This window comes from Mesorhizobium sp. CNPSo 4671 (assembly GCF_057784245.1).
In genome coordinates this window covers 53,973-79,785 of record NZ_JBWLUW010000002.1, presented here as the reverse complement: position 1 = coordinate 79,785, position 25,813 = coordinate 53,973, and the positions used below count along the sequence as shown (strand labels likewise).

At 63.8% G+C, this 25,813-nt stretch carries 28 protein-coding genes; 13 read left to right on the top strand and 15 right to left on the bottom strand.

Going from position 1 to position 25,813, the window contains the following annotated elements; all coding sequences use genetic code 11:
• Position 1: 1 nt before the first annotated feature.
• Positions 2 to 1,033, top strand: coding sequence for a DmpA family aminopeptidase (locus tag AC04SF_RS04750; RefSeq protein ID WP_488476753.1), 1,032 nt, complete (start codon positions 2 to 4; stop codon positions 1,031 to 1,033).
• A gap of 103 nt (positions 1,034 to 1,136) precedes the next feature.
• On the opposite strand, the gene AC04SF_RS04745 is transcribed toward AC04SF_RS04750, so the two are convergent.
• The 4 genes from AC04SF_RS04745 to AC04SF_RS04730 form a co-directional block, all read right to left on the bottom strand.
• On the bottom strand, positions 1,137 to 1,694 hold the full coding sequence (locus tag AC04SF_RS04745) for a GNAT family N-acetyltransferase (RefSeq protein ID WP_488476752.1): 558 nt from the start codon (positions 1,692 to 1,694) through the stop codon (positions 1,137 to 1,139).
• Between the two features lie 49 nt (positions 1,695 to 1,743).
• Positions 1,744 to 2,454, bottom strand: coding sequence for a DNA helicase (locus AC04SF_RS04740; RefSeq protein ID WP_488476751.1), 711 nt, complete (start codon positions 2,452 to 2,454; stop codon positions 1,744 to 1,746).
• A gap of 264 nt (positions 2,455 to 2,718) precedes the next feature.
• Positions 2,719 to 3,462 (bottom strand): SDR family oxidoreductase, encoded by a 744-nt coding sequence (locus AC04SF_RS04735; RefSeq protein ID WP_488476750.1) that lies wholly within the window; start codon positions 3,460 to 3,462, stop codon positions 2,719 to 2,721.
• A 174-nt stretch (positions 3,463 to 3,636) separates the two neighbouring features.
• A complete protein-coding gene (locus AC04SF_RS04730) occupies positions 3,637 to 4,602 on the bottom strand; it encodes an AraC family transcriptional regulator (RefSeq protein ID WP_488476749.1) in 966 nt (321 codons plus the stop codon).
• A 202-nt stretch (positions 4,603 to 4,804) separates the two neighbouring features.
• Here AC04SF_RS04730 and AC04SF_RS04725 point away from each other — a divergent pair, with 202 nt between their 5' ends.
• On the top strand, positions 4,805 to 5,800 hold the full coding sequence (locus AC04SF_RS04725; RefSeq protein WP_488476748.1) for a hypothetical protein: 996 nt from the start codon (positions 4,805 to 4,807) through the stop codon (positions 5,798 to 5,800).
• Positions 5,801 to 5,846: 46 nt separating this feature from the next.
• Here AC04SF_RS04725 and AC04SF_RS04720 read toward each other — a convergent pair whose 3' ends face one another.
• The gene (locus tag AC04SF_RS04720; RefSeq protein WP_488476747.1) at positions 5,847 to 6,638 is read right to left on the bottom strand and encodes an alpha/beta fold hydrolase; all 792 of its coding nucleotides are present in this window, start codon (positions 6,636 to 6,638) and stop codon (positions 5,847 to 5,849) included.
• A gap of 101 nt (positions 6,639 to 6,739) precedes the next feature.
• On the opposite strand from AC04SF_RS04720, the gene AC04SF_RS04715 reads away from it, so the two are divergent.
• Positions 6,740 to 7,666 (top strand): LysR family transcriptional regulator, encoded by a 927-nt coding sequence (locus AC04SF_RS04715; RefSeq protein WP_488476746.1) that lies wholly within the window; start codon positions 6,740 to 6,742, stop codon positions 7,664 to 7,666.
• 1 nt (position 7,667) lies between these two features.
• Here AC04SF_RS04715 and AC04SF_RS04710 read toward each other — a convergent pair whose 3' ends face one another.
• Entirely contained in the window at positions 7,668 to 8,234 is a 567-nt protein-coding gene (locus AC04SF_RS04710) for a DUF4336 domain-containing protein (RefSeq protein WP_488476745.1), read from the bottom strand.
• On the opposite strand from AC04SF_RS04710, the gene AC04SF_RS04705 reads away from it, so the two are divergent.
• Positions 8,185 to 8,805: a TetR/AcrR family transcriptional regulator gene (locus AC04SF_RS04705; RefSeq protein WP_488476744.1), complete on the top strand. Its 621-nt coding sequence runs from the start codon at positions 8,185 to 8,187 to the stop codon at positions 8,803 to 8,805. The two genes, AC04SF_RS04710 and AC04SF_RS04705, sit on opposite strands and share 50 nt — an antisense overlap.
• A 76-nt stretch (positions 8,806 to 8,881) precedes the next feature.
• A complete protein-coding gene (locus AC04SF_RS04700) occupies positions 8,882 to 9,154 on the top strand; it encodes a hypothetical protein (RefSeq protein ID WP_488476743.1) in 273 nt (90 codons plus the stop codon).
• 69 nt (positions 9,155 to 9,223) lie between these two features.
• Here the strand turns inward: AC04SF_RS04700 and AC04SF_RS04695 are convergent, their stop codons facing one another.
• Complete coding sequence (locus tag AC04SF_RS04695; RefSeq protein WP_287277350.1) at positions 9,224 to 9,673, bottom strand: GatB/YqeY domain-containing protein; 450 nt, start codon at positions 9,671 to 9,673, stop codon at positions 9,224 to 9,226.
• 271 nt (positions 9,674 to 9,944) lie between these two features.
• Here AC04SF_RS04695 and carA point away from each other — a divergent pair, with 271 nt between their 5' ends.
• Both carA and AC04SF_RS04685 read left to right on the top strand, forming a co-directional pair.
• Positions 9,945 to 11,150, top strand: a complete 1,206-nt coding sequence (gene carA / locus AC04SF_RS04690; protein WP_096449099.1) for a glutamine-hydrolyzing carbamoyl-phosphate synthase small subunit — start codon at positions 9,945 to 9,947, stop codon at positions 11,148 to 11,150.
• 104 nt (positions 11,151 to 11,254) lie between these two features.
• Positions 11,255 to 11,425, top strand: coding sequence for a hypothetical protein (locus tag AC04SF_RS04685; protein ID WP_488476742.1), 171 nt, complete (start codon positions 11,255 to 11,257; stop codon positions 11,423 to 11,425).
• 16 nt (positions 11,426 to 11,441) lie between these two features.
• Here AC04SF_RS04685 and AC04SF_RS04680 read toward each other — a convergent pair whose 3' ends face one another.
• The 3 genes from AC04SF_RS04680 to ypfJ form a co-directional block, all read right to left on the bottom strand.
• A complete protein-coding gene (locus tag AC04SF_RS04680) occupies positions 11,442 to 12,362 on the bottom strand; it encodes an aldo/keto reductase (RefSeq protein ID WP_488476741.1) in 921 nt (306 codons plus the stop codon).
• A complete protein-coding gene (locus AC04SF_RS04675) occupies positions 12,359 to 13,624 on the bottom strand; it encodes a TCR/Tet family MFS transporter (RefSeq protein ID WP_488476740.1) in 1,266 nt (421 codons plus the stop codon). The genes AC04SF_RS04680 and AC04SF_RS04675 overlap by 4 nt, the downstream gene beginning before the upstream one ends.
• Before the next feature lie 299 nt (positions 13,625 to 13,923).
• Entirely contained in the window at positions 13,924 to 14,850 is a 927-nt protein-coding gene (ypfJ, locus tag AC04SF_RS04670; protein ID WP_488476739.1) for a KPN_02809 family neutral zinc metallopeptidase, read from the bottom strand.
• 256 nt (positions 14,851 to 15,106) lie between these two features.
• Here ypfJ and AC04SF_RS04665 point away from each other — a divergent pair, with 256 nt between their 5' ends.
• Positions 15,107 to 17,191, top strand: a complete 2,085-nt coding sequence (locus tag AC04SF_RS04665; protein WP_488476738.1) for a hypothetical protein — start codon at positions 15,107 to 15,109, stop codon at positions 17,189 to 17,191.
• Between the two features lie 128 nt (positions 17,192 to 17,319).
• Here the strand turns inward: AC04SF_RS04665 and AC04SF_RS04660 are convergent, their stop codons facing one another.
• Entirely contained in the window at positions 17,320 to 17,508 is a 189-nt protein-coding gene (locus AC04SF_RS04660; RefSeq protein ID WP_096449109.1) for a hypothetical protein, read from the bottom strand.
• A 90-nt stretch (positions 17,509 to 17,598) separates the two neighbouring features.
• Positions 17,599 to 18,051, bottom strand: a complete 453-nt coding sequence (gene mntR / locus AC04SF_RS04655; RefSeq protein ID WP_488476737.1) for a manganese-binding transcriptional regulator MntR — start codon at positions 18,049 to 18,051, stop codon at positions 17,599 to 17,601.
• A 232-nt stretch (positions 18,052 to 18,283) separates the two neighbouring features.
• Between mntR and AC04SF_RS04650 the strand changes: the two genes are divergently transcribed.
• From AC04SF_RS04650 to AC04SF_RS04640, 3 genes are all read left to right on the top strand, one after another.
• On the top strand, positions 18,284 to 19,648 hold the full coding sequence (locus tag AC04SF_RS04650; protein WP_488476736.1) for an Nramp family divalent metal transporter: 1,365 nt from the start codon (positions 18,284 to 18,286) through the stop codon (positions 19,646 to 19,648).
• A 54-nt stretch (positions 19,649 to 19,702) separates the two neighbouring features.
• Complete coding sequence (locus tag AC04SF_RS04645) at positions 19,703 to 20,545, top strand: protein-L-isoaspartate O-methyltransferase family protein (RefSeq protein WP_488476735.1); 843 nt, start codon at positions 19,703 to 19,705, stop codon at positions 20,543 to 20,545.
• Positions 20,546 to 20,661: 116 nt separating this feature from the next.
• A complete protein-coding gene (locus tag AC04SF_RS04640) occupies positions 20,662 to 21,312 on the top strand; it encodes a dihydrofolate reductase family protein (protein WP_488476734.1) in 651 nt (216 codons plus the stop codon).
• 78 nt (positions 21,313 to 21,390) lie between these two features.
• On the opposite strand, the gene AC04SF_RS04635 is transcribed toward AC04SF_RS04640, so the two are convergent.
• A complete protein-coding gene (locus AC04SF_RS04635; RefSeq protein WP_488477322.1) occupies positions 21,391 to 22,260 on the bottom strand; it encodes a LysR family transcriptional regulator in 870 nt (289 codons plus the stop codon).
• A 96-nt stretch (positions 22,261 to 22,356) separates the two neighbouring features.
• On the opposite strand from AC04SF_RS04635, the gene AC04SF_RS04630 reads away from it, so the two are divergent.
• Positions 22,357 to 22,956 (top strand): LysE family translocator, encoded by a 600-nt coding sequence (locus AC04SF_RS04630; RefSeq protein WP_488476733.1) that lies wholly within the window; start codon positions 22,357 to 22,359, stop codon positions 22,954 to 22,956.
• 62 nt (positions 22,957 to 23,018) lie between these two features.
• Here the strand turns inward: AC04SF_RS04630 and AC04SF_RS04625 are convergent, their stop codons facing one another.
• Positions 23,019 to 23,813: an SDR family NAD(P)-dependent oxidoreductase gene (locus AC04SF_RS04625; protein ID WP_488476732.1), complete on the bottom strand. Its 795-nt coding sequence runs from the start codon at positions 23,811 to 23,813 to the stop codon at positions 23,019 to 23,021.
• A 216-nt stretch (positions 23,814 to 24,029) separates the two neighbouring features.
• On the opposite strand from AC04SF_RS04625, the gene AC04SF_RS04620 reads away from it, so the two are divergent.
• The gene (locus AC04SF_RS04620) at positions 24,030 to 24,485 is read left to right on the top strand and encodes a MarR family winged helix-turn-helix transcriptional regulator (RefSeq protein ID WP_488476731.1); all 456 of its coding nucleotides are present in this window, start codon (positions 24,030 to 24,032) and stop codon (positions 24,483 to 24,485) included.
• A gap of 26 nt (positions 24,486 to 24,511) precedes the next feature.
• On the opposite strand, the gene AC04SF_RS04615 is transcribed toward AC04SF_RS04620, so the two are convergent.
• Complete coding sequence (locus AC04SF_RS04615; RefSeq protein WP_488476730.1) at positions 24,512 to 25,690, bottom strand: MFS transporter; 1,179 nt, start codon at positions 25,688 to 25,690, stop codon at positions 24,512 to 24,514.
• Between the last annotated feature and the right edge of the window lie 123 nt (positions 25,691 to 25,813).

Below are 25,813 nucleotides of genomic sequence, written 5' to 3'. Positions count from 1 at the left end.
CATGTCCAGAACTGTCAGCGATTTCGGCCTGATCTGCGGCACCTTGCCGGCGGGCATGCACAATGCGATCACCGATGTGCCCGGTGTGCGCGTCGGTCACTGCACGCTGCGCAACGGCGACGTCAACACCGGCGTGACGGCGATCCTGCCGCATGGCGGAAATCTGTTCCGCAGGAAGGTGACGGCGGCAAGCCACGTCATCAACGGCTTCGGCAAGACTGCCGGCCTGACACAGGTGCAGGAGCTCGGCACCATCGAAACGCCTGTTCTCTTGACCAACACGCTCTCGGTGGGCACCTGCGCCACGGCGCTGATCCGCGACGCCATCCGCATGAACCCGGATATCGGCCGCACCACCGGAACCGTCAATCCGGTGGTCGGCGAATGCAATGACGGTCCGCTGAACGACATCCAGGCCCTGGCGATATCAGAGGAACACGCCCTCGCCGCGCTGGCCGACGCGCATGCGGGCGAGGTCGAACAAGGCAATATCGGCGCCGGAACGGGAATGACTTGCTTCGGCTTCAAAGGCGGCATCGGCTCGGCGTCCAGAAGAATCGCGCTCGGCGGCGGCCATCACCTCGGCGTTCTCGTTCTGTCGAACTTCGGCAGGTCCGGAGACCTCGTTCTGCCCGATGGGCGCCGGCCTGACCCCAGACAACCGGCCGAGGTCGAGCGCGGCTCGGTCATGATCGTGCTGGCAACCGACGTGCCGCTCGAACACCGCCAGCTTGAAAGGGTGGCGCGCCGCGCCGGAGCCGGCATTGCCAGGCCCGGCTCTTTCTGGGGCCATGGCAGTGGTGACATCGCCATCGCCTTCAGCACCGGCAATCTGGTCGATCACGATGAAAGCCGCGATCTGGTGCCCCTGCTCGCGCTCAACGAAGCGCGCATCGACATGCTTTTTCGGGCGGCCGTGGAAGCCACGCAGGAGGCGGTGTTGAACTCCATGCTGTCCGCCGAGGCCTTCACCGGCAGGGCCGGCAAGCATCGCGCATCGCTGGCCGACTGGCTGCGCGAGCAGGAACTCTAATGCATGTTGCCCAAAAGTGACCTCGGTTTTGGGGGGACGACATGCATAAAGACCTAAAGCGCGTCGCATGAATCCGTTTCGATGCGACGCGCTTTAAGGCGACCTACAAATCGATCCGGAACCGCAAACTCTCCACCCCGCCATAGGCGGCATCCTCGAAGAAGCGCTCTACGAGCTTGCCGCCATTGGCCAGGATCACCTTGTGCGAGGCCGGATTGCCCGGCTTGGCGGTGATCTCGACATAGGGCAGGCCGACCGCCCTCGCCTCATCGAGCATCAGCCGTAGCGCCTCGGTCGCGTAGCCGCGCCGCCGCTTCCACGGCACCACCGCATAGCCGATATGGCCAAGCACATGCGAGGGCAGTTCCGCCGTGCCCTTCTGCCAGCGAAAACCGATCGAGCCGGACGCCTCGCCATCCCAGATCCAGCGGCGGAACCCCGGCAGGCGCGGCACTTGCGTGCCGTCGGGCAAGGTGATCGGGTCACCCCTGGCTTCTGGGTCATCGAGACTGGCCAGGAACGCCACCGGATCCTGCTCTATCGCCGCGAGTTGCTCGCGCGTCGCCTCCACGAGCCGCACATTGTCCGGCGACCAGCCGCGCTCGAGCGCCGCCTTGTAGGACGGCAGATGTTCAAGCGCCGGTTTGACGATCTCGACCATGATCCATGCTCTCCCAACCACGTAGGGATAGCCTTGGCCGCCGGAGCGCTCAAGCCGCATGGAAGCGGATCTCGCCCTCGTTCAGGAAGCAGGCTTTGTCGAACAGGGACAAATCAAGCGGGTTGGGCAGGCGAACATCACTGATATCCGGGACCGGCTTCTTCGCCGGATCGTAGGACCGGTCGATCTGCGAGATGAAGACCAGGATCACGCCGCTATCGCGCGCGAAAGCCTTCAGCGTGCGGACCTGGTCCATCAGGCCGGGGTTCTCTCGTTTCTGATCGAGCAGTTGCAGATAATCGATGACCGCCAGCGTGCCGCGCGGCGCCGACCCCAACATCCTGACGATATAGCCGGCGCTGATTGCATCGGAAGTGTCGAACTCGAACAGTCCGTCGAACCGGGCCGGCTCGACGCCGACAGCGCGGAACCGCTCCAGCACATCGCGTTGCGTATATTCCAGCGTGAAGAACACGCTGCGATGGCCCGACTTCATCGCTTCGACCGCCAGTTCGAGGCTCATCAGCGTCTTGCCATGGCCCGGCCGCGCGCCGACCAGAACCAGATCACCAGGTGCCAGTTGCGCGAACAACCTGCTGGCGGGCGCCGTCTCGGACAGCTTCGCCGCAAGCAGGCTCCAACTGGCAAATCCCTCTTGCGCGGCAATCCGGTCAAGCGCCTGGTGGAGCGGGATTTTTGCCTCGCGCGACAACAGCCTTGCTTGACGCTTCAGATGGTAGACAGGCGCGGATAGAATCATCTCAAAAACCTCCTGGTGCGAGCAGTTTTCGCAACCCCTCCTTATGCCTGGTGCTCGATCAGTCGGTTCGGTGATGAGAATGCCCCGCATGAACGAATGCTTTCCCAGCGGAGGGAGGAGGCGTGGGCCACGCCAGAATCAAATCATAGCCCAATCCCGGCGGATCGAAAATCGCGGGTGCGCGGATGGCCGACGCAAACTGGCTCAGCCCCCCGAAACAGCAGGCCGAGGCCGACAAAGCATCCGAGGCGCGACTGGGAGACTTCAGCCAGCTTTTGCCAACGCGACCGCGTCCGGGCCAGCCGGAAAGCGGAGTTGGCCTGAAGTGTCGTGGACCGCGGCCCAGACAGCTTCGGCGACGTCGCTTTCCCTGGTGGTCAGCGCAGGCTGGGCGAAGGCAGCGAAGATCGGTGCAGCGAAATCGGCGTAGGCTTCCGGGATCATGTCTTCGATGGGCACCGAAGTGTTTTGTGTAAACCGCGTCGTTGGCGCGTATCCGGGCTCGACCAGCTTGGCGCGAATCCCGAAATAGCCGAGTTCGTGCGCGAGCGATCCGGTGAAGCCCTCGATGGCCTGCTTGCTGGCGGTGTAGGCCGCCGCCAGGGGCATCGGCGCCAGGGTGGCACTGGAAGTGACGTTGACGATCGCCCCGGACCGACGCTCGCGCATCTGCGGGATCACGGCCTGCGCCATCGCCATCACGCCAAAGCTGTTGGTGTCGAATATCTTGCGGACGTGCGACATCGTTGTCGCTTCAAAGGCGCCGACCACGCCGATGCCTGCATTGTTCACCAGAACATCGATCTGACCGGCGGCTTTGACCACCGCCGCGATGCTGGCCTCGCTGGTGACGTCCAGGGGCAGGATCCGCAGGCGCTCCGAGCGCGGCAGTATGTCCTGTCGCGGCGTCCGCATGGTGGCGATGACATTCCACCCGTTGGCGAGGAAATGGCGGGCCGTCTCCAGGCCATAGCCAGAAGAACAGCCAGTGATGAGGATCGTTTGCATGGTAAGCTCCGTTGGTTTCGATAAACCCTCCGTAGGCTTGCCAAAGCAGACGATCTATAATTGATAGTCCTAGTTTTATTTCCAACTGTCCAAAAAAATCGCTTAGGCCGAACGAGAGCAGGTCGGAGTTATCAACGGAAGCGTTTGAAGAGGCCTCGCCGTGAGGGAAGAGCCTCAGCCGGTTACGCCGACACCATTGCCGCGGGCGAACCTTCCCGGTGAGCAGCCAAGCCGCTTCCTGAAGGCCGTGCTGAAGGCGCTGGCGGACTCGTAGCCGATCTCATCAGCTATTTTGTCCAAGGTTTTCGAGCCGCGGATGAGAGCATCCTTGGCCAGCGCCATGCGCCAGCGAGCCAGATACTCGATCGGGCCGCAACCCAGCACGGCCACAAAGCGAGCCGCGAACGCCGACCGCGAAAGCCCGGCAACCTTGGCGAGTTCCGCGACCGTCCAGCCCACCCGGACATCCTCGTGCATTGAGCGCAGCACGCGCGCGAGCACCGGGTCCCGCATCCCGCTGAGCAGGCCAGCCGCGCCGTGGGCGATGCCATGCCATCGGAGCGCTTCCACGAGCAGAACCTCGAGCAATCTCTGCAAAACCATTTCCTTGCCCGGATCTTCGTTCTCGCACTCTTCCATGATGAGCTCGATAACCTTGCCAAGCCTGCCGGAACGCCCCTGCGATACCGGCACGTGGATGACGCTCGGAAGGAGCGCAACTAGGAGCGGGGCGTTGACCGGCTCGATCCGGAACGTACCGCCGAGCGCGACGAAGTCGGGCTCTCCATCTGGGTCGCCGTGCCGGATGGCAATGTCCATCGGCGCCCTGAGCTCACAGTCGATGCCCGGATGGCTGCTGAGGGAGAATGGCGGTGTGGAAGGCAAGAGGAGGAAGTCGCCTTTCTCGAACTTGACTGGATCCTTGCCCTCGAACGCGATCCAGCACGTCCCCTCCACGATTATGGTGAAGCCGGGTGCATCATAGGCGGCGTAACGCACGCCCCATCGACCGCGTCCCCTGATGGGCTTGGAGATCGCCGTGCTGGGTTGCAAAAGGGAGATGACGTCGCTGAGGGGGTCCATCTTCAGACGGTCGATAACTATTTTGTAGGAATCGATTATAGAGCGTCCTTTTGCCATCTCCAAGCTTGTTGCACGGACGCTGCGAGGAGATTCAGGAAGGCTGGCCCGACATACTTCTCCGCTGGACTGATCGCAAAACGACCCCGCCGCGACACGTTAAACAAGATGTGTCTCGCCGATCGGCGCACGGCCTTTTATGATCGGTTGCGGATATAACACCCGCAAAGATTCGCATGGCTTCGGCAGGAGAATTGAACCGGTGCGGTTGAGATTTGTCCCTCTGGGTATTGTCGTCACCCTCAGCCTTCTTGTCATCGTCATAGCCCTGACGGCGACGGTCCGGTCCTTCGCCGCGCCATCCGGCATCCCGGCTTGGCTGCAGGCCCATGTCGGGGACAGCGACGGCCAGATCTCACAAGTGGTGCTGGAGCGGGCGCGCGCGCTCTACCTGAAGAAGGTGGCGCAAGGCGCAGTCAGGAACCCCTGCTATTTCGCCATGGATGCGACACGTCCCGGCGATCTCGGCAATGGCGTGCTCGGGCGCCGGTATTATGTCGTCTGCGAAGCCAGCCAGTCGTTTCGTGCTATCGCATCGGGTCACGGGGCCGGCAAGAACCTGAAAGGCACGGTCGATTTTTCAAACGGCAGGCGGTGTTCCAAGAATTTTGGCAATGCCATGGATTCGGAACTAACGGCTGGCGGGGCATACATGACCCGGGAGTCGAAAACGTCGTTCAAGGGTTTTTATCGCACCGGTGCGAAGCAGGACGCTGCCTTCCTGCGAACCTTCATCCAGTTCGACGGCGAAGGCGAAGCCGCCAACGCCAGGCAGCGCGTGATCGGCGGCCACGCGGCGCAGGTGCTGCGTACCATGTGCATGCGCAAAAGCCCCAACAGCTCCTATGCCGATCACGATGGTCTGGTGCCGTTCGGCAAGCTGGTGGACTATGCGGGCGGCCGCAGCAATGGCTGCACCAGCTGGTCGCCGACGGATGCCCAGCAGATCATCGCGATGGTCAAGGACAACCCGACGACGCTCTACATCTATCCGGAATCGCGCGACATCGCCGCCGTCGCACAAGCAGCAAAAGGCCATTCACCCTCCGGCGAAGCGCCCTATTGGAACGCATCCTGCCTGAAGGAAATCGGCGCGCCGAAATTCTGGCCGCAAAAAACCCTTGAGCCGATGATCGCCCAGTACAAGAAAGATCATCCCGCGCCACCCGCGCAGCCGCTGCCGATGTGCAAGCCGTGAAGTCCGCTCTATAGCAGGCTGCGAACCTCCCTCACCCCGCGCCGGCTCAGCGCAGAAAATCGAGCACCGCCTCTATGAATTCTGCCGGATACTCCACATTCGACAGGTGAACCGCGGGCAGCACAACCAGCTTCGCGCCGGGCACCGCCGCCGCGATCATCTCACTGTGGCTGGCCGCCGTCACCGTGTCGTGCTCGCCGGCGATCACCAATGTCGGCCGGTTGATCAGCGCGACCGTGCGGCGAAGATCGGCATCGCGGACCGCCGCGAACAGACCTGCCAGGCCTTGTCGGTCGATCGCGAGCAGCATCGTGCGAAATTCAGCGATGACGGGTTCGTTGGCCGCCACCATCCGCGCGGGGAACCAGTTGTTGAGGAACATTTCGGCGGTTTCCGACATGTCCGGCGCCTGCCGGACAACGCCAATCCGCTCGTCGAAATAGCTTGCCGGGCCGAGATGGGACGAGGTGTTGCTCAGGATCAGCCGGTCGATGCGCTCGAGCGCATGGATGCCGAGCCACTGCCCGACGAAGCCGCCGAGCGACAGGCCGAGAAAATGCACACGTCCAAGGCCGAGCGCATCGAGCAGCTCGATCACGTCGCGGCCAAGCCGGTCGAGCGAATAGGCGCCAGCTGGGGCGCTTGACCCGCCATGGCCGCGAAAGTCGTAACGCAGAACACGGAAATGTTTCGACAGCTCGCCGACCTGTCCGTCCCACATGTGCAACGTGGTGGCGATGGAGTTCGACAGCACCAGCACCGGCTTTGCGGCATCGCCATCGAAGCGGTAGGCGATACGGGTGCCATCGCCGACAGTCACGAAATTCAGCTCACTCATGATGAAAAGTCCTTCTGGAAGGTTGAATGAGGCGGAGCGTAGCCGCGACGTGTTTTTGTTGATATTACAAAGATAGGATAAACTCTGTAATCAAAGATGACATGGCCGAATTCACCTTGCACGATTTGCAATGCTTCGATGCGGTGATCCGCACCGGCGGCTTTCAGCCGGCGGCCGCCCTGCTGCATCGCTCGCACCCGGCCGTGTTCGCCGCTGTCGCCAAGCTCGAGCGCCAGCTCGACCTCGTTCTGCTGGATCGCGGCGGCTATCGCGTGCGCCCGACCGAGGCGGGGCTGTCGTTCCACCGCCGCGCGCAATCGCTGCTGCGCGAACTGGAGGGCCTGCGGGTGCACGCCGCCCAACTCTCGATGGGCGAGGAAAGCGAGATCCATGTCGTGATCGGCGATCTCTGCCCGCGGCCGCGGGTGCTGGGCATGCTCGGACGGTTCTTCGCCCAATGCCCGGGCACGCGCCTGCATCTGCATTTCGAGGCCGTCGGCGGTCCGTGGGAACGGCTGTTCGACGACGAGGCCGATCTGATCCTGCACTGGGTCGACAAGGGCGATGCGCGGGTGGAATGGGTCGATCTTTGCAAGGTGCCGTTCATTCCCGTGGTGGCGCCCGGCTTTCTGCCGGAGCGTATCAAAGAGCCGATCACGCCCGATCAGCTGCAGGCACTCACCCAATGCGTCATGCGCGACACAGCCCGCCATTCGCCGCAACAAAACTACTCGCTGATCGAGGGCGCGCCGCAATGCCTGGTGGCCGACCAGGGCATGAAAAAGGAAATCATCCTGCAAGGCCTTGGCTGGGGCCACCTGCCCCGCTTCCTGATCGAGAAAGAGCTGGGTGACGGACGCCTGCACTCCATCGCCGGCCGCCATATGCCGGGCCGCACCGACGAACTCGTGGTAGCGCGCCGCCGCGACCGGCCGCACGGGCCAGTCGCCAACCGGTTATGGGATCATGTCCAGCAGGAAGCGCCTGCGTTGCGCCGCGCATTGGAGCCCCGGAGGTCCACCTCGTAAGTCACCGACCAACCAGCCAGCGGAAGGCGCGGCGAATAAAGGCCTGCCCACCTTCGGTGACCGGATCGCCATGCGCCATCAGCACCTTTTCGGCCGGCCATGCCAGGACGCGCTGGATGGCCGCGCGTGCGGCGGCCCGGTCGGTAAGGGCGGCGCGGAACTTTCGCGGCACCGAGGGCTCGGCGGCCACCATCAGGTCCAGCCGGGCAATGAGTGCCCGCCAGCCCTTGAACCATCCAGGGCGAAAATGCTGGATGAGATCGGTGAACAGCACCGTGCTGCTCTTGCGATGAAAGAAGACAATCTCTGTCGTGATCCTGTTGCCGCGGATGACGACCTGGTCGAGATCGTCGGCCCAGTCCGCCTCCGGCGCATCGCCGAGATCGCCGTCGAAGCGGATATCCCCGCGCTTTTGGCGCAGGCCGGGCGGCGCATAGACCCTGGCATCGGGATAGAGACCCTGCCAATCGGCCAGGAACACATGGTGCAGCGAATTGGGCGCGATCAGGAAGCGCACTTTGCCCAGCGCATCGACTTCGGCGCGAACCGAGCGGTCGCGAAACCTCATCCTCGACTCCGCCGACCTGGCGTTCCGGGAATTCGGCTTCGCCAACACCTCGATGGAAGAGATCGCGATCCGCGCGGGTCTGACCCGCAAGACGGTCTACAATCTGTTCCGTTCGAAAGAGGAGATTGCGCTGAGGCTCATCGCCGGCGTGGAGGCGCAGGACACCGCCTATCGCGCCCGCATGGCGGCGAATGAAGACGTCTTTGGCCTGCTCGAAACAGTCTTTCTCGACAGCGCCCGCTGGTGCCTCGCCAACCCTTCGCTTGCCAGGCTGGCCCTTGCCCCCGCCGAGCGGCCGTCCCTGCAGCCGCCGCCCGATCGCCCATCCTTCCAGCGTCTGGTGCGAGACCTGCTCGTGCTCGGCCAGCGGCAAGGTGTCATCCGCGGCGATGACGACGCCAATTTCATGGCGCTGGTCCTGCTCGGCATATACGGCCAGGCGATGCTCTCGGCGCTCTCGCGAGGCGCCTTCAGCGACGACGAGATCAGGCATCTGATCAGCATCGTTGTCGAAGGCATTGGCGAACGCTCGCGAGACAACAAGGAGCAATCCATCCTGATCGACAAATGACATCGCTGCGACTTACTAATCGACAGCGCTGGAATATTAAGAGGCGGCCACAGCTCAAGCAAAAAGGGGGCGAAGCATGGATACTGAGAATGCGAGTTTGACGGTCGAACAGACCAGGCTCAACAGGATGCTCACGCGGGGCGTCGTCTTTTCCGTTATTTGGCTCGCCGGGTTCGGGTCTTCCTATGCGCTTTACCAGGGTCTTCTGGCGCGACGGATGATAAAACTGAATCCCATGCTGCAGGGAAATGGCCGCGCCTGGTGGTGCATCATTGTGGGAGGGCTTGGGACCGCAGCCTTATGTGCGGTAGTTGGCGCCGGCATTTTCAACGCCATGACCCAACCCTAGGTCAAACTGTAACACCGGCTGCCTGCGCGCCCAGCTATGAAAATCGGCAGGGGTGACCGCAACAGCCCCCTACTGCAGCAGCCCCTTGACGATGCCGCTGGCCTTGCCGAAATCCATCTGGCCGGCATATTTCTGCTTCAGCGCGGCGATCACCTTGCCCATGTCCTTTTGGCTGGCCGCACCGGTGGCGGCGATCGCTTCGCGCGCCGCGGCAGCAATCGCCGCATCGTCGAGCTGGGTCGGCAGGAAGCCGCGGATGATCTCCATCTCGCCGCGCTCCTGCGCCGCCAGTTCCGGGCGCTTGCCGTCCTCGAACGCCTTGGCCGATTCCTCGCGCTGCTTCACCATCTTGGCCAGGATCTGCAGGATCTCCTCGTCGCTGGCGGGGTCCTTGCCGGCACCGCGATTGGCGATGTCGCGATCGTGGATGGCGGCCTGGATCAGCCGCAATGTCGGCAGCCGGTGCTTGTCCTGCGCCTTCATCGCGCTCTTCAGGGATTCGGCGATTTTTCCGCGCATTGTGCTTGTCTCCTTCGAACGGCGCGGACCATAACCTCGCCGGGAGCACAAGGCAAATCTCGAATGGGCCGGCAAGCCACTGATATTGTTCGACGAAATAAATCGATGTCGGTCCCTGGCTGTATCATTGACCGTTCTGGCACCTTCCCCTATGTACTCGGCCTTGCATAAGACAATGAATTGACGCGCTGAGGCTCGAGAAATCGCTGCCGCGTCGTTTGCTGCGCGGATGGCCCGCCATCGAAGCGCACAGCCTGATAGGAGTGCCGCCATGGCCGAGATGACGCCCGCCTGGGCCACGGAAAAGCCGACCGCCCTGCTGGTGCTGGCCGACGGCACCGTCATCGAGGGTCGCGGCCTCGGCGCCACCGGCTCCGCCGTCGCCGAAGTCTGCTTCAACACCGCGCTCACCGGCTACCAGGAAATCCTCACCGACCCGTCCTATGCCGGCCAGATCGTCACCTTCACCTTCCCGCATATCGGCAATATCGGCACCAATGGCGAGGACATCGAAGACCTCAACCCGGCCGCCCGCGCCGGCGCTGTCGGCGCCGTGTTCAAGGCCGATGTCACCAACCCGTCCAACTACCGTGCCGCCGGCCATCTCGACCAGTGGCTGAAGAAGCGCGGCATCGTCGCGCTCTCGGGCATCGACACCCGCGCGCTCACCGCGCTGATTCGCGAAAAGGGCATGCCCAACGCGGTCATCGCGCATGCACCCGACGGCGTCTTCGACCTCGACGATCTCAAGCAGCGCGCCGCCGCCTGGTCTGGCCTGATCGGCCTCGACCTCGCCAAGGAAGTCACTTCGGGCCAGTCCTCGGTCTGGCGCGAGACGCCCTGGGTGTGGAACGAAGGCTTTGGCGAGCAGGCAGAGCCGTCGCTGCACGTCGTCGCCATCGACTACGGCGTCAAGCGCAACATCTTGCGCCTGCTCGCCGGCCTCGGCGCCAAGGTGACCGTGGTTCCGGCCAGCACCGGCTCGGAAGAGATCCTCGCCATGCAGCCCGACGGCATCTTCCTCTCCAACGGCCCCGGCGACCCGGAAGCCACGGGCGACTATGCAGTGCCGGTCATCCAGGATTTGCTCAAGACCGACATTCCGGTGTTCGGCATCTGCCTCGGCCACCAGATGCTGGCGCTGGCACTCGGCGGCAGGACCGCCAAGATGCACCAGGGCCATCACGGCGCCAACCATCCGGTCAAGGACCACACCACAGGCAAGGTCGAGATCGTCTCGATGAACCACGGCTTTGCCGTCGATGCCGACTCGCTGCCCGAAGGCGTCGAGGAAACCCATGTCTCGCTGTTCGACGGCTCGAACTGCGGCATCGCGCTGACCGGCCGTCCGGTGTTCTCGGTCCAGCATCACCCCGAAGCCTCCCCCGGCCCGCAGGATTCGCACTATCTGTTCCGCCGCTTCGTCAATTTGATCCGCGAAAAGCGCGGCGAGGAATTGCTGGCAGAGCGGGCCTAACCCGATCCGTTAGCGCCGCATCGTAAAGTGCGGTGTTGGTTTGAATCGCTTTTCCATGCGAAACTCACGTCATGGGAAAGCAACCTTCTCAAAACTTGGGGAGTATGACGGTCAACGAGCGCCTCACTTCCGTTGGCCTGATGGATCGATGGGACGCAGCCGTTCGCGATCGAGACCGTGAGGAAATGCTGAGGATCATGGAGCAGGTAGAGGTCGCAAACCCGGCCTTTACCGTGGATACAATTCTGTCAAATCCAAAAAAATACGGCTATTGACAGTATATTGCTGCCCCTAAGCCACCGGCCGGCCTTCACTCGCCTCCAATATGGCGAACCATTGCTGGCGGTCGAGGGTGATCTCCAGCGCCTTGACCATGGCCGCCAGCCGTTCCGGCTTCATCGACCCCAGCGCCGGCACCAGCCGGGCCGGATGCCGCAGCAGCCAGGCGATGGCAACAGTGGCGAGATCGCCGGCGCCGACTTCGGCCGCGACCGCCGCGAGCGCTGCCCGCACCCGTGCCTCCCGGCTTTCCTTGCCGGTGAACAGCGAGCCGCCGCCGAGCGGCGACCAGATCATCGGCGCGTAGCCCAGGCGCTGCGCGTGGTCGAGGCTGCCATCGGTCAATGCTGACGTTTTCAGCACCGACATTTCGATCTGATTGGTGGCGAGCGCGAACGGCAGCCGCGAGGCCAGCAGATCGAACTGCGACGGCGTGAAATTGGAAACGCCGACCGCCCTCACCTTGCCCGCCTTGATCAGTCCGGCCAGCGCCGCCGCCGTCTCGTCGGCATCCATCAGCGGATCCGGCCGGTGCAGCAGCAACAGGTCGAGATAATCGGTGCCGAGATTGGCGAGCGAGCGGTCGACCGAAGCATTTATGTGGACGGCGCTGGTGTCATAGTGCTTCAGCCGGTTCTGCGGCCGGTTGGCCGAGGCCAGCATGATGTCGCATTTCGAGATCAGCTCGATCTGATCGCGCTTGCCCTTCCAACGCGACAGCCCGGCGCCGAAGGCCGCCTCCACCTCGTAATTCCCATAAATGTCGGCATGGTCGAAACTGGTCAGGCCGAGATCGACGGCGCTGCCGATCAGCCGCGCGACCTGATCGGCGTCCGGACGGGCGTCGCCGTCGAGCAGGCGCCAGGCACCGAAGACCAGCCGCGACAGCGACACCCCGTCCCTGGTCAGCGCGATGCGGCTGTCATGGCTCATGCCTGCGCTCCATCTTCCGCCACGTCGGTGGCGACATTTGTGACCGTCGCCGGTCTCGCCACCTTGGTGACGAAGACGATGAGCGCCAGCAGCAGAAAACACGCACCGACCAGATAGGGCGCGCCGCCGAAGGTCACCGGCGCGCTTGGCCCAGTGAACCAGGAAAAGATCGCCGTGTAGAGCAGCGGCGTGATGATCGAGGTGATCGAGAAGAGCGAGGTCATCGCGCCCTGCAGTTCGCCCTGTGCCGAAGGTCGCACCTTGGCGGCGGCAAGGCTTCTCAGCGGCGGATCGGCCAGCGCTTCCAGGCAGCCGACGACGATCACCGCATAGATCATCCAGCCCTGCGAAGCGAAGGCATAGCCGAAGGCGCTCGCCGCCGTGAAGGTCAGGCCGATCACCGCTGTCCTCCACTCGCCGAGCCTGGGGATCACGCGCGGCAAGACAGTGCCCATGACGATCGCGCCGCACAGGCCGAAGGCACCGAGCGAGAAGCCGATCTGCTGCTCGCTCCAGCCATAACGGTAGTTGGAGACGAACGACCAGACCGCCGGATACATCATGTGGCCGAGCGTCATCAGGAAGAAGACGAGCCCGATCCAGCCGATGCCCTGGTACTGGCGCATCTGCAGCAGCGTGCCGACCGGATTGGCGCGTTTCCATTCGAAGCGGCGGCGATGCTTTTCATCGAGCGTTTCCGGCAGGAAGAACATCGCGATCAGGAAATTCACGAAGGCGAGGCCGGCGGCGAAAAAGAACGGCACGCGCGGTCCGAACGTGCCGAGCAATCCGCCCAGCACCGGCCCGATGACGAAGCCGACACCGAAGGCAATGCCGAGCAGGCCGAAATTCTTCGCCCGGTTCTCGTCGTTCGATATGTCGGCGATGAAGGCCGACGTCGTCGAATAGCTGGCGCCCGAAATGCCGGCCAGAACGCGTCCGATGAACAGCATCGGATAGGACCAGGCGATGGCGCAGATCAGATTGTCGATGGAAAAGGTCAGCACCGAGGCAAGCAGGATCGGCCGCCGGCCGAAGCGATCGCTCAACCCGCCCATGATCGGCGCGAAGAAGAACTGCATGGCCGCATAGACGAAGAACAGCCAGCCGCCCTCGATCGCCGCTTCACTAATGCCAACGCCGGTCAGTTCCCTGAGAAAGGCCGGCAGCACCGGCATGATCATGCCGAAGCCGATGATATCCAGCAGCAGCGTGGTGAAGACCAGCGCCAAGCCCCGCCTGGCGGTTTTGGGATCGATCATGATGGGTCAAGCTCCTCCGGCCGCCCGGGGCGCAGGCGGACGAACCTTATAGGCGAACCCGCAAAAAGGAACAATGCGGGAACAGGCAGGAATCATTGATCCTGACACCCCCTGACGGCGTCTCATCGCCGGATCAGGGCCAGGAAACGCTGGCCGAGACTGTTTCGAAATTCGCTCTGGCGAGTCATATAGTGGTGGTTTCGAGAACCGGAGCGCAGCGGACATTTGGGTCCGTGAGCACCGGAAGCGCAGAAAACGCCGCCAGATGGCCGCCGGAGTAGAATTTCCAAACAGTCTCGTTAAAGCGCGCCGGTCATCGTATTGCAGTCCGAAAGCTTGCCGCTCTTGTAGCCGCGCGCCAGCCAGGTCTGGCGCTGCTGCGAGGTGCCGTGGTTGAAGCTTTCCGGCACGACATAGCCCTGCATCTTCTTCTGCAGCGTGTCGTCGCCGATCTGCTTGGCGGCGTTCAGCGCGCTTTCGATGTCGCCTTGCTCCAATATGCCCTTCTGCCCGGTGTAGTGCGCCCACACGCCGGCGAAGCAGTCGGCCTGCAGCTCGATGCGCACCGACAGCTGGTTGGCATCGGCTTCGCTCATGCCTTGCCGCATCTGGTTGAACTTGCCCATGATGCCGGTGAGGTTCTGCACGTGATGGCCGACCTCATGTGCGATGACATAGGCTCGCGCGAACTCACCGGAAGCGCCGAACTTTTGATCGAGCTCCTGGAAGAAGGTCATGTCGAGATAGACCTTGTGGTCGCCCGGACAGTAGAAGGGGCCAGCCGCCGCCGAAGCAAAGCCGCAGGCGGAGCGAACCTGGCCGGAAAACAGCACCAGCTTCGGGTCCTCATAGGTAAGGCCTTGCGACTTGAAGATGCCGGTCCAGGTGTCCTCGGTCTCGGCCAGCACGGTCGCCACGAACTGCTTCATCTCGTCATTGGCGGGAGCGGTGCCGCTGTCTTGGCCGCCACCGCCATTGTCGGTGATCTGGCCGCCACCGCCCGGCAGCAGGCCGCCATCGCCACCACCCAGGATCGCTGAGGGATCGAAGCCGAAGTACCATCCAGCGATCACCACGAGGATGACGAGGATGATGCTGCCGCCGCCACCGGTCCGGCCGCCTATGGGGAGCTGGAACTGACCGCCACCGCCGCCGATCCCACCACCGCCGCTGTCGCTGCGGTCGTCCTCGATATTGTCACTCTGACGACGGCCTCTCCAGAGCATGGCAACTCCCCGTGATGAACTTCTTCATTGCTCCGGCAAGGCCGGCTCAACCCAACAAACAATTATCCCAATGGTTGCGCCAAGTCACAGTGTTTTTCGATGGCCTTTAGGCGATCAAAACCGGCGAGTGGCCTGTTCATGCCTTGGACTGAAGCAGACGGAACTCTTGCCGCCGGGTTCGTTGCTGCGACTGTCGCCCCATGGCCGAAGATCGGGAAGACCGCTAGTGTTTGATTTTCTGTGTAGCGAGGGGCGCTTGCGGATCATTGGCCAATTCCTGCTGTTGCTGATGGCATTGAGTTGCCTTGGAATCGGGCCGGCCGGCGCGGTGACGCTCGATTCCAGCGTTGCCGTCACCGATCCGGCCACCTTGCAGGCGCTGGAGCGCGGCGGCCTGTCGATCAGCCGCCTGCTCGGCCCCGTGCTCGGCCTCACCCGCGACGTCGACAATCGCGGCCTGTTTTCCGTGCCGGCGCTGGCCACGGTGCGTGACACGGTCAAGCAAGAGATATCGGACGAGCCGAAGACCAGCCCCGATCCCTACGTCGCCGCCATGGCCAGATCGAACGACACCAGCCAGAAATTCAATCCGAAATACATCGACGACGACGGCTCGACGCTCGACCTGACCGGCGTCGTCAACCGCATGGATCGCGGCTATCTCGGCCACACCGAATGCGGCGAGATCCGGCTGATCTATCGCTTCCACTATTCGGTCGCCGAAAAGCCGGCCAAGGGCAAGCCAATCGGGGGGAAGACTGGGCAGCGCATCTCCTCGCGCCTGCCGCTGACTATGAGCCTGGTGTTCAACGCCAAGCCCGGGCGGACGCAGGCGCGTGCCTCGAAGGATCTGCCGAGCACAACCGACGTGTCCTGCGCCGACGTCGCCCAGCGTTGGCTCGCCGCCGGCCAAAAAGACCTGCCGCCCGAACAGCTTGCCGCCTGGCTGCGTTCCGACCAAGGGCCGCTGTCAGGCGCCATGTTGAATTCCTCGCAGATCATGCGGCTCGAGCTCAACATGCAGGTGCTGCGGCTGTCGGCCTCGACGCGGCGCGATTTCGGCGGCCATGCCGAATATCTCCTGAAAATCTTCAAATGGAATCCGGCGACCTCGAGCTTCTATGAATCGAGGATGGAGAACCAGATCGACCGGGCAGCCGTGCTGGCCAACAAGCCGTCCTTCGCCAAATGGCTGCTCACCGACCGCAACATCTACGACCTCGACCATGGCCGGCTGGTCATCGACGAAAAGTTCTTGGCCAAGAGTGCCGTTTCCGTCGCGCCCGGCGGGTTGAGCCGCTCGCAAAACAACATCGCTTATGGGCTGGTCGACGACGCCGATATCGACAAGGCGCTGAAGGATTATGTCGCCAAGGGCAACACGCTCGCCACCATCAAGTCGGTGGCGGGCTTCAATTTGCGGCTCAACGAGATGAGCTGCACAGGCTGCCATCAGACGCATGGTATTGCCGGCTTCCACTATACTGGCGCCGATCCGGCGAGCGAGCCACGCCGCAATGCCGTCTTCGTGCCGGGCTCGGCGGTGTTCTTCGCCGACCTGCCGCGCCGCCGCGCCATCGTCGAGCAATTCGCCGCCGGCGGCCATCCCGATTTCACCAGGGGTTTCGCCGCCCGTCCGGACCAGAAATATGCCGAGGCGCTGAAAGGCACCGACCTCTACAATGGCTGGGGTTCGATCTGCTATCGCGGCGAGGACGCAAGCTTCAAGGACTGGACCTGTGGCGCCGGCCTGCGCTGCGCCGGCGTCCACGAAAGCGCCATCCATCCGGGCTTCGGCACCTGCGTCAGCGAGAAGGGCACCGCGGTCGGCGACCCCGTCGAGTTCGGCGAGATCAAGATGTCGACATGGGGCAACGACCAGTATTGCCGCCTGTCGCCGGCCACCGCCAAGGCCTGCGCCATCGACCCCGCGCGCGACAAGAAACCGGTGGTGAAACTCGCCGGCTATGGCGCCGCGCGCCAGCGCTACGACAACCCCGGCCAGAAGACCGGCGGCTTTCCCGGCGGCATGCTGCGCAAGGCGACCTGCGACAAGCTTCCCGACGAGGCGACATGCGGCCGTCTGGCCAAGACCGGCTTCAACGACTGTATCGCATCCGGCAAGGACCACAAATTCTGCACCCGGGAATTCACCAAGACCGCCGGCCTGCGCGCCTGCGACAAGGCGCATCCTTGCCGCGAGGACTATATCTGCACCGCTGGGTATGACGACCTGCCCCAGGCCAAGCCCGGCGAAGGCACCTGCATCCCGCCCTATTTCATCTTCCAGTTCCGCGTCGACGGCCACCCCAGAAGCTGGGTGCAGGATGTCCGTGAGTGAGAGAACGGTCGCAGGCAAATTGCAAGGTCCAGTGGACCCTTCAAAAGGCTCGCACGCCCGGGAGCCATAGCGGACGACAACCGGCCGCTGAACAGACAGATTCCGCCTGCCTTGACCTCGGCGCGGCCTCAGCTTTTCTGCTTGGCCCCAGCGCTCTTGCCGTCGGAGCTTTTCGAACGCTCCTCGAAACGCGCAGCGCCCTTTTCCAGCGGGCGGCCGGTCTCGGCCTCGGTCTTGCGCTCGTCCTTCGCCGCGGCTTGCTTCAATCCCTTGGCTGCCTGCTTGCCCTTTGCGGTCGGTGCCTGTTCGACGCCCATTGCTTCCTCCTAGGCGCGACAATCGCGCACTGTCAGGAGCAACGTGCGTAAGGTGCGGCGGTTCCACCTCTCAGAGAAGGGTTGGGTGCCTTAGCGCGGCGCCGTCATCGCCTTGCGGAACGCTTCCAGCGTCTCGGCGCTGACATGGTGCTCGATGCCCTCGGCATCTATGCGCGCCGTCTCGGCGCTGACGCCGAGCGAGCGCAGGAAGGCTTCCACCGTCTGATGGCGGATGCGGCTTTCGTCCGCGACCTTGCGGCCGGCCTCGGTCAGGAACACGCCGCGATAGGGTTTTCTCGACACCAGCCCATCGGCGCACAGGCGCGTCAGCATCTTGGCCACCGTCGGCTGGGCGACGCCAAGACGGGCGGCGATGTCGACCTGGCGCGCCTCGTTGCCGTCCTCGATCAAATCGGCGATCAACTCGACATAGTCCTCGACCAGCGCGCTGCGGCGCGCTTGGCGCTGCTGCCGGAACCCTTCCGAATGGACATCGGCGTCGGGCAACGGCTCACGCGGAACTGGTCTGTTCTTCAGCGCCAATGCGCGCTCCTCCTCGGGCGTTCAGCCATCGCCGCTTTATAGCACGGGCTCTGATTCTTCAGGCCGTTTATTTGCATTCCCCCACAGGCGCAACCGGCGTTTCCACTTCGCCGCTTCGCAAACCCGGCTGAACGCCGGCAAAAAGCACAAACAATGAAATATAGCCTATTGCATAATGTTGAGCCATGGCATAGCTTAGCGACATCCCCCGGAAGTCGCGGAAAGCCTTTTCATGTCAGACGCAGAAGCCACAGCCCCTCGATCCTCATGGCGGTTCGCCGGACGGGACGAGGACGATCAGCCCAGCCTGCGCGAAGTCAATTCCACCATCGCCGTGCCGAGTTCGGGCGTCTGGTTCCGCCGGCTGTTCGCCTTCATGGGGCCTGGCTACATGGTCTCGGTCGGCTATATGGACCCCGGCAATTGGGCAACCGATCTCGCCGGCGGCGCTCAGTTCGGCTACACGCTTTTGTTCATCATCATGCTGTCCAATTTGATGGCGATCCTTTTGCAGGCTCTGGCGGCGCGGCTTGGCATCGCCACCGGCCGCGACCTCGCCCAGGCCTGCCGCGCCTATTACCCCCGTCCCGTCAATTTCGTGCTGTGGATCGCTTGCGAACTCGCCATCATCGCCTGTGACCTCGCCGAGGTCATCGGCACCGCGATCGCCTTGCAGCTGCTGTTCGGCATTCCGCTGATCGGCGGCGCCATGCTCACCGCGCTCGACGCCTTTCTTGTGCTGCTGTTGATGAACAAGGGTTTCCGCTATCTCGAAGCCTTCGTCATCGCGCTTTTGATCATCATCTTCAGCTGCTTTGCCATCCAGATCTTCTTCGCCGCCCCGCCGGCCGGCACGATCCTGCATGCGATGTTCGTGCCGTCGGCCGAAATCGTCGCCAACCCGGCAATGCTCTACATCGCCATCGGCATCATCGGCGCCACGGTCATGCCGCACAATCTCTATTTGCACTCTTCGATCGTGCAGACCCGTGCCTATGAGCGCACTGAAAAGGGCAAGCGCGACGCCATCAAATGGGCGACGACGGACTCCACCATCGCCCTTATGCTGGCCTTGTTCGTCAACGCCGCCATCCTGATCGTCTCGGCCGTCGCCTTCCACGACACCGGCCATCAGGACGTCGCCGAAATCGACCAGGCTTTCAAGCTTCTGTCGCCGCTGCTGGGCCTCAGCATCGCCTCCATCCTGTTCGCCGTGGCGCTGCTGGCGTCGGGCCTGAACTCGACGGTGACGGCGACGCTTGCCGGCCAGATCGTCATGGAAGGGTTCCTGCGCCTGCGTATTCCCAACTGGGCCCGTCGCCTTTTGACGCGCGGCCTCGCCATCGTCCCGGTGGTGGTCGTCACCGCGCTCTATGGGGAGAAGGGCACCGGCCAACTGCTGGTGTTCAGCCAGGTGATCCTGTCGATGCAGCTGCCCTTCGCGGTGGTGCCGCTGGTGCAGTTCGTCTCCGACAGGAAGAAGATGGGCAATCTTGCCATCCCGCGTGGCGTTGCAGCCCTGGCCTGGGTGGTCGCGGCGATCATCCTCGTGCTCAATTTCAAGCTGCTTTACGACACGCTGTTCGGGGTCGGTTGAGGTTCCGCCGGATAGCGCGACAAACCGCCAGACCGCGCTATCTTTCCTGGCGTCATGAGCAACATTGAAGACATCCGGAGATTCTACGCGCGGCTGATGGCGGCCAATGCCGGCTCATCGGATCCGCGCCTGGAGGAGGTGTTCGCCAGCGTGCCGCGCGAAGCCTTTCTCGGCCCAGGACCGTGGACGATCGTCGCCAGCGGCGACAAGATCACCACGCCGAGCGCCGATCCGGCCCATGTCTACCAGAACGTGCTGGTGGCGCTCGATGCCGACAAGGGCATCAACAATGGCGAGCCGTTCCTGCACGCCATGTGGATCGGAAAACTGGCGCCGAGACCCGGCGAGACCGTCACGCATATCGGCGCCGGCACCGGCTACTACACCGCCGTGCTGGCCAGGCTGGTTTCACCTGGCGGCACCGTCACCGCCCTCGAACTCGACGGCAGGCTGGCCGAGCTGGCGCGCAAAAATCTCGAAGCCTATGGCAATGCGACTGTCGTCCACGGCGATGCCGTGACCACGCCTTTGCCGCCATCCGACATCGTCTATGTCAATGCCGGCGTCGTCGCCCCTCCGGCCGGATGGCTGAAGGCGTTGCGCCCCGGCGGCCGCATGATATTTCCCTGGCGCCCGGCCGAGCGCGTCCCGCTGGCGGTGCTGGTGACCCGCACCGAAAAGGGCTTGACCTGCAATCCCTTCATGCGCTCCTGGTTCATCCCGTGCTTCGGGGCCTCGGTCGCGGATCTGGCGGCGAAGATCCCGACTCCGAAGCAGGCCGCGCGCAGCCGTTCGATCTGGTTGACGAGCGACAAGGCGCCGGACCGCACCGCCACGGCCATCTTCGGCGACGTCTGGTTCTCGACGAAAGACGTCCGCGCCAAACCCGGCAGCTGACGCATCGATGCGCCGATTGTCCAGAATTTCGCAGGCCCTGTCGGAATGGGTGCGGGCCGGCCGTCCTTGGGCCATAGTCCGGCCGCGACGGCGTGGATGGAACAAGGGAGAGCACTATGAGAAAGATCATCGCCGCCACCTTCGTCAGCCTCGACGGCGTCATGCAGGCACCCGGCGGACCCGAAGAGGACCCGGTCGGCGGCTTCAGCTTCGGCGGCTGGACCTTCCATTACTTTGACGAAGTGGGCGGCGCGGCAATGAACGAGCTCTTCTCCAAGCCCTTCGCCCTGTTGCTCGGCCGCAGAACCTACGACATCTTCGCCGCCTACTGGCCGTATCAGAAAGATCCGATCGCGGATGCCTTCAACCCCGCGAGCAAATATGTGGCGACGCATCGGCCTGACACACTCACCTGGCAGAACACGCAATGGCTCGGGCAAGACATCGTCGCGGCGCTGCGCCGCCTCAGCCAGGAAGATGGACCTGACCTGCTCATCCAGGGATCAGCCGACCTGATCCAGACCTTGCTCGCCAACGGCCTGATCGACGAGATCCGACTGATGATCTTCCCGCTGGTGCTGGGCAAGGGCAAGCGGCTGTTCGGCGACGACGCGATGCCGGCCGCCTTCAAGCTTGCCAAATCGCAGACGTCGAGCACCGGCGTCATCATCGCAACCTACGAACGCGCGGGCAAAATCGAGGTCGGGTCGTTCGTCACGGGCGAGCCGTCCGCCGCCGAACTCGAACGGCGCAGGAACTGGAAGTAGCGGGACGGCCTTGGCTCCTTTCCTCTCCCTCCGGAGGGGGGAGAGCGACGGGGGAGAGGAAACAAGTTCTTCCAGGTCTCAAGCCGCCTGTGGCCGTCGCGCCAGCCCGTCTCGTATATGCCGCGCGAATTCCTGTGCCGCAGCCCCAACACCATGCCTCGGCAAATGCAGATTGATGGCGAAATTCGGCAGTGGCGGCAGGCCGACATCGAACGGCAAAATGTCGAGATCGGCCGGGACGGTGGACGCCAGCCAGGTGGTGACCGCGAGGTCGGAGCGCACCGTCGCCGTCGTCGCGTCGATGTTGCCGTTTTCGAACACCGTGCGCCATTCCAGCCCATGCTCGTTGAGCGCCGAGAGCACCACCGGCCGGAAGGCGCAGGTGTCGGCGACGATAGACACCGGCAGCGGCCGCTTGGCACGGGCAGTGCCGCCTCTGGCGCCGACCCAGACCAGCCGGTCGACGGCCAGGCATTCGCCTGATGTCGGGCCGACCCTTTCCTCGATCACCGCAAGGTCGATGGTGCCCGCCGCCAGCGCTGCCGCCAGTTCCGGCGACGAGGCGCAGACCAGCGAGATCTCGACCTGCGGATAGGTCTCGGCATAGGCCTTCAACACCGGCGCCAGCAAGGTGCCGACAAGGTCGTAGGGCACGCCGAGCCGCACCTGGCCGGCCACCGCACTTCCTGCCATCTCGGCCCAGATTTCGTCGTTGAGACTAAGCAGGCGCTTGGCCTTGTCGAACAGCCGCTCGCCGGACCGCGTCAGGCGCAGGCCGCGCCGGTCGCGCTCGAACAGGCTGCAGCCGAGCGCCTCCTCCAGCCTTTTGACCTGTTGGCTGACGGCGCCCTGTGTCAGGTGAAGCACGTTGGCCGCCGCTGTCATGCTGGCCTTGTCGGCCACGGTGACGAAGGTGCGCATCAGCGCCGTATCGAGGTTGCGGATCATGCTCTGCATTATAGATACTAATGCTTAGCATCGCAAACATTGCATTTACTGATGTTTGCCGGCGTCTACCATGGAGCTTCCGACAAAGGACGTCCCATGCTCCAGTCCATCCTGCCGCTCATCCTGTTTGCCTTTGTGGCTACCGCCACGCCCGGCATTGCCACGACCTTGTCGACCGCCTCGGGCGCGCAGTTCGGCTTTCGCCGGTCGGTTCCACTGATGATCGGCAGTGCCGCCGGCCTCGCCACAGTGACGGCGGCGGCTGCCGCAGGGCTCGCCGGTCTGCTGCTTGCGGTGCCGTCACTGCAGCTTGCCATGAAGATCGCCGGCTCGCTCTATCTTCTGTGGCTAGCGCTCAAGATCGGCCGCGCCGGTCCGCCCAATCTCGACGTGACGATGGCCAGGCCCAACAGCTTTCTTGGCGGCGCTGGCATCCAGTGGATGAACCCCAAGGGCTGGGCGATGGGACTGGGCGCAGCGGCCTCGTTCGCCGCCCTTGCCGACGGGCCGGGACAGCTTGCCCTGCTGCTCGGCTCGACCTTCGGCCTGACCGCCGCCATCTCGCTGTCCATCTGGTGCCTCGCTGGCATGGTGCTAGCCCGGCTGCTGAAGACCGAATGGCAATGGCGCGCCCTCAATATCGTGCTGGCGCTGGTGCTGGCGGCATCGATCATTCCGACGTGGCGATCGGCGTAAGGCGCGACCCTAGTTCCTCGCCCCCAGGAAATGGGGGCGAGGAACCCAAGCATGGATAGCCTTCAAGCCGCGTAACGCACCGCCGGCTTGTCGGCGTGCAGGCTGCCGTAGAAGGCTTGGCGGGCGCCGAGGAACGTGTCCAGCTTGCCGGCATCGGCAAGTGCGGGCACGGTGACGGCTTCGCCCCTGGCAAGGCCGACAAGCGCGGCATCGACCATATCGTCGGCGGTCATGATGATTTCCTTCGGAAGCTGGTCGATATCGCTGCCGGCAAGTTCCCAGAAATCGGTCCGGGTCGCGCCCGGCAGCACCACCTGCACCTTCACATTGGTGCCCGCGACCTCGCGGTGGAGCGCTTCGGTGAAGTTGACGACATAGGCCTTGGTGCCGCTGTAGATACCGCCAAACGAGGTCTCATAGGCGAGCACCGAGGCGATGTTGACGATGGCGCCGCGGTTGCGCGCCAGAAGACCCGGCAGCACGGCACGGGTCAGACGGGTCAAGGCGATGACATTGACCTTGATCATGCGCTCGGCCGCGTCGGCGTCGGCCGTTGCCACCACCTGCTGGCCGCCAAGGCCGGCATTGTTGACCAGCAGCGTCACGCTGTCGTCAGCCGATATCGCCTGCTCGACCCGGCGCACATCATTGTCGTCGGAGAGATCGGCGCTGATCACGCTGACCTTGCGGCTGTAGGCGTAGCGCAGCTTCTCGGCCAGTTCCTCGAGCCGGTCGGCGCGGCGCGCCACCAGCACCAGGTCATAGCCCTGCCCCGCCAACCGGTCCGCATAGACCGCGCCGATGCCCGATGAAGCGCCGGTGACAACCGCCGTGCCCTTGTTTGCCTGTCCACTCATTGTCCTGTTCCTTCTATCTCGAAATGTTCGCTTCGACCTGGCCGTCGGCACCGTGGACAATCGCCCTCTGCTCGCCTACAAGCCGCCTGATTGATTTAGTGGCATATACCACTATCGACAAAATAGGCATATGCCACTATCTTGTCAATGAGCGCATCCGGGATTATTTGTCAGGCAGCAGCCGGACATCATGTCAGCGCCGCTGAGGGAAGCATCATGTCGAAAGAGGCCCTGCCCGGACTGTCGCTCTGCAACAACGCCATGCTGCGTCGCGCGACGCGCAAGATTGGCCAGTACTATGATGATGTGCTGGCGCCCTCGGGCCTGAAAGCCACGCAGCAGGGCCTGCTCTATCAGATCCACATTGGCGATGAACCGGCGATGGGCGCCATTGCGTCGGCCCTGATCATGGACCTGTCGGCGCTCGGCCACACGCTGAAGCCGCTGATCCGCGACGGCTATGTCGAGACCGTCGCCGATCCGGACGATCGCCGCATCAAGCGGGTGCGGCTGACGCCTCAAGGGCTGGTCAAGCTCGATGGGGCGATGAAGCTGTGGCAGGTCGCCCAGCAGCGTTTCGAGGACGTGGTCGGCAAGGAGAAGGCCGCGAGGTTGCGCGCGGCGCTGGATGATATTTCCGCACTGGATTTTGATCTGCCGCCGGCCAACTAAGCTGGCCGGCGGGTTCAAGACGGGGACTACTCGGCCGGCATCGCAACCGGCCGTGCCGCCCAGCGGCCGGCCAGCACAATACCCAGACCGATCAACGGGAAGGCCGCAGCGACCAGGCCGAGATCGGCCGGCGCGCCAAAGCGCAGCACGCCACCGCCAACCACCGCGCCCAACGCCACGCCGAGATAAAGCGCCGAGCCGTTGAGCGACAGCACGATCGGGGCGGCATCGGGCGCCAGCTTGATGATGCGGCTGGCCTGCGCCGGCGGGAACGCCCAGCCGACGATGCCCCACGGCACCATCATCGCCATCAGCGCCGGGCCGGCAATATGCTGCGGCAGGAAGGCCGGGATCACGGACAGCATCACCAGCATGGCGGCGCTTAGCGTCAGCGACCAGCCAACGGTGCGGGTGGCGCCGAACCGGTCGGCCGCCTGGCCGCCGGCGATGTTGCCGATGACGGCGCCGACGCCAAAGGCGAGCAGCATGCCGGGCAGCGCGATCTGGCTGAGCCCGCCGCCCTCGATGGCCAGCGGCGCGACATAGGCAAAGACGGTGAAGGCGCCGGTCAGCGCCAGCAATGTCGTCAACAGGATCGGCATCACGCCGGGACGCATGGCCGCCGCCAGCCTGCGCTTCAGCGGCAGCCGGGTGCCGACAATGCCGCGCGGCAGCCTGTACCACAGGATGGCGCCGGCGAGCGCGCCAAGCCCGGCAATGGCATAGAAGGTGCCGCGCCAGCCGGCGATCGTCGCGACCAGCGCGCCGAGCGGCGCACCGACGGCGACGGCCACCGTGGTACCGCCAACGACTACGGCAATGGCGCGCGCCCGGTGATGGTCATCGACCAGCGCCACCGCCGTGCCTTGCGCGGTCGCTGCGAACAGGCCCGACGACAGCGCCATGATGATGCGCGCGATCAGAAGCACTTCGAAGGAGGAGCTCAAGGCGGCGGCAACGTTGCCGATGACGAAGAACACCAGCGTCCACAATATGACGCGGCGCCGGTCCCATTCGCCGGTCAGCGTCGCCAGGATCGGCGTGCCGATGGCATAGGCCAGCGCGAAGGCGGTGATCAGCGTGCCGGCGAGTGGAATGGAAATGCCGGCATCCCTGGCGATGTCGGGCAGAAGGCTGGAGATGACGAAGCCCTCGGTCGAGATCGTGAACGATCCGAGCGCAAGCCAGAAGAGCCGCTTGTCCATGGCAAATGTCCTTAGTTCAAAAGTTATTGAACAATTGGACATAACAGGGCATGATGTCAATGAAGCCAGGGCAAAATAGCTGAAGCCTGCTGACAGCCCTGTGTCAGCACGGATCGTAAGTGG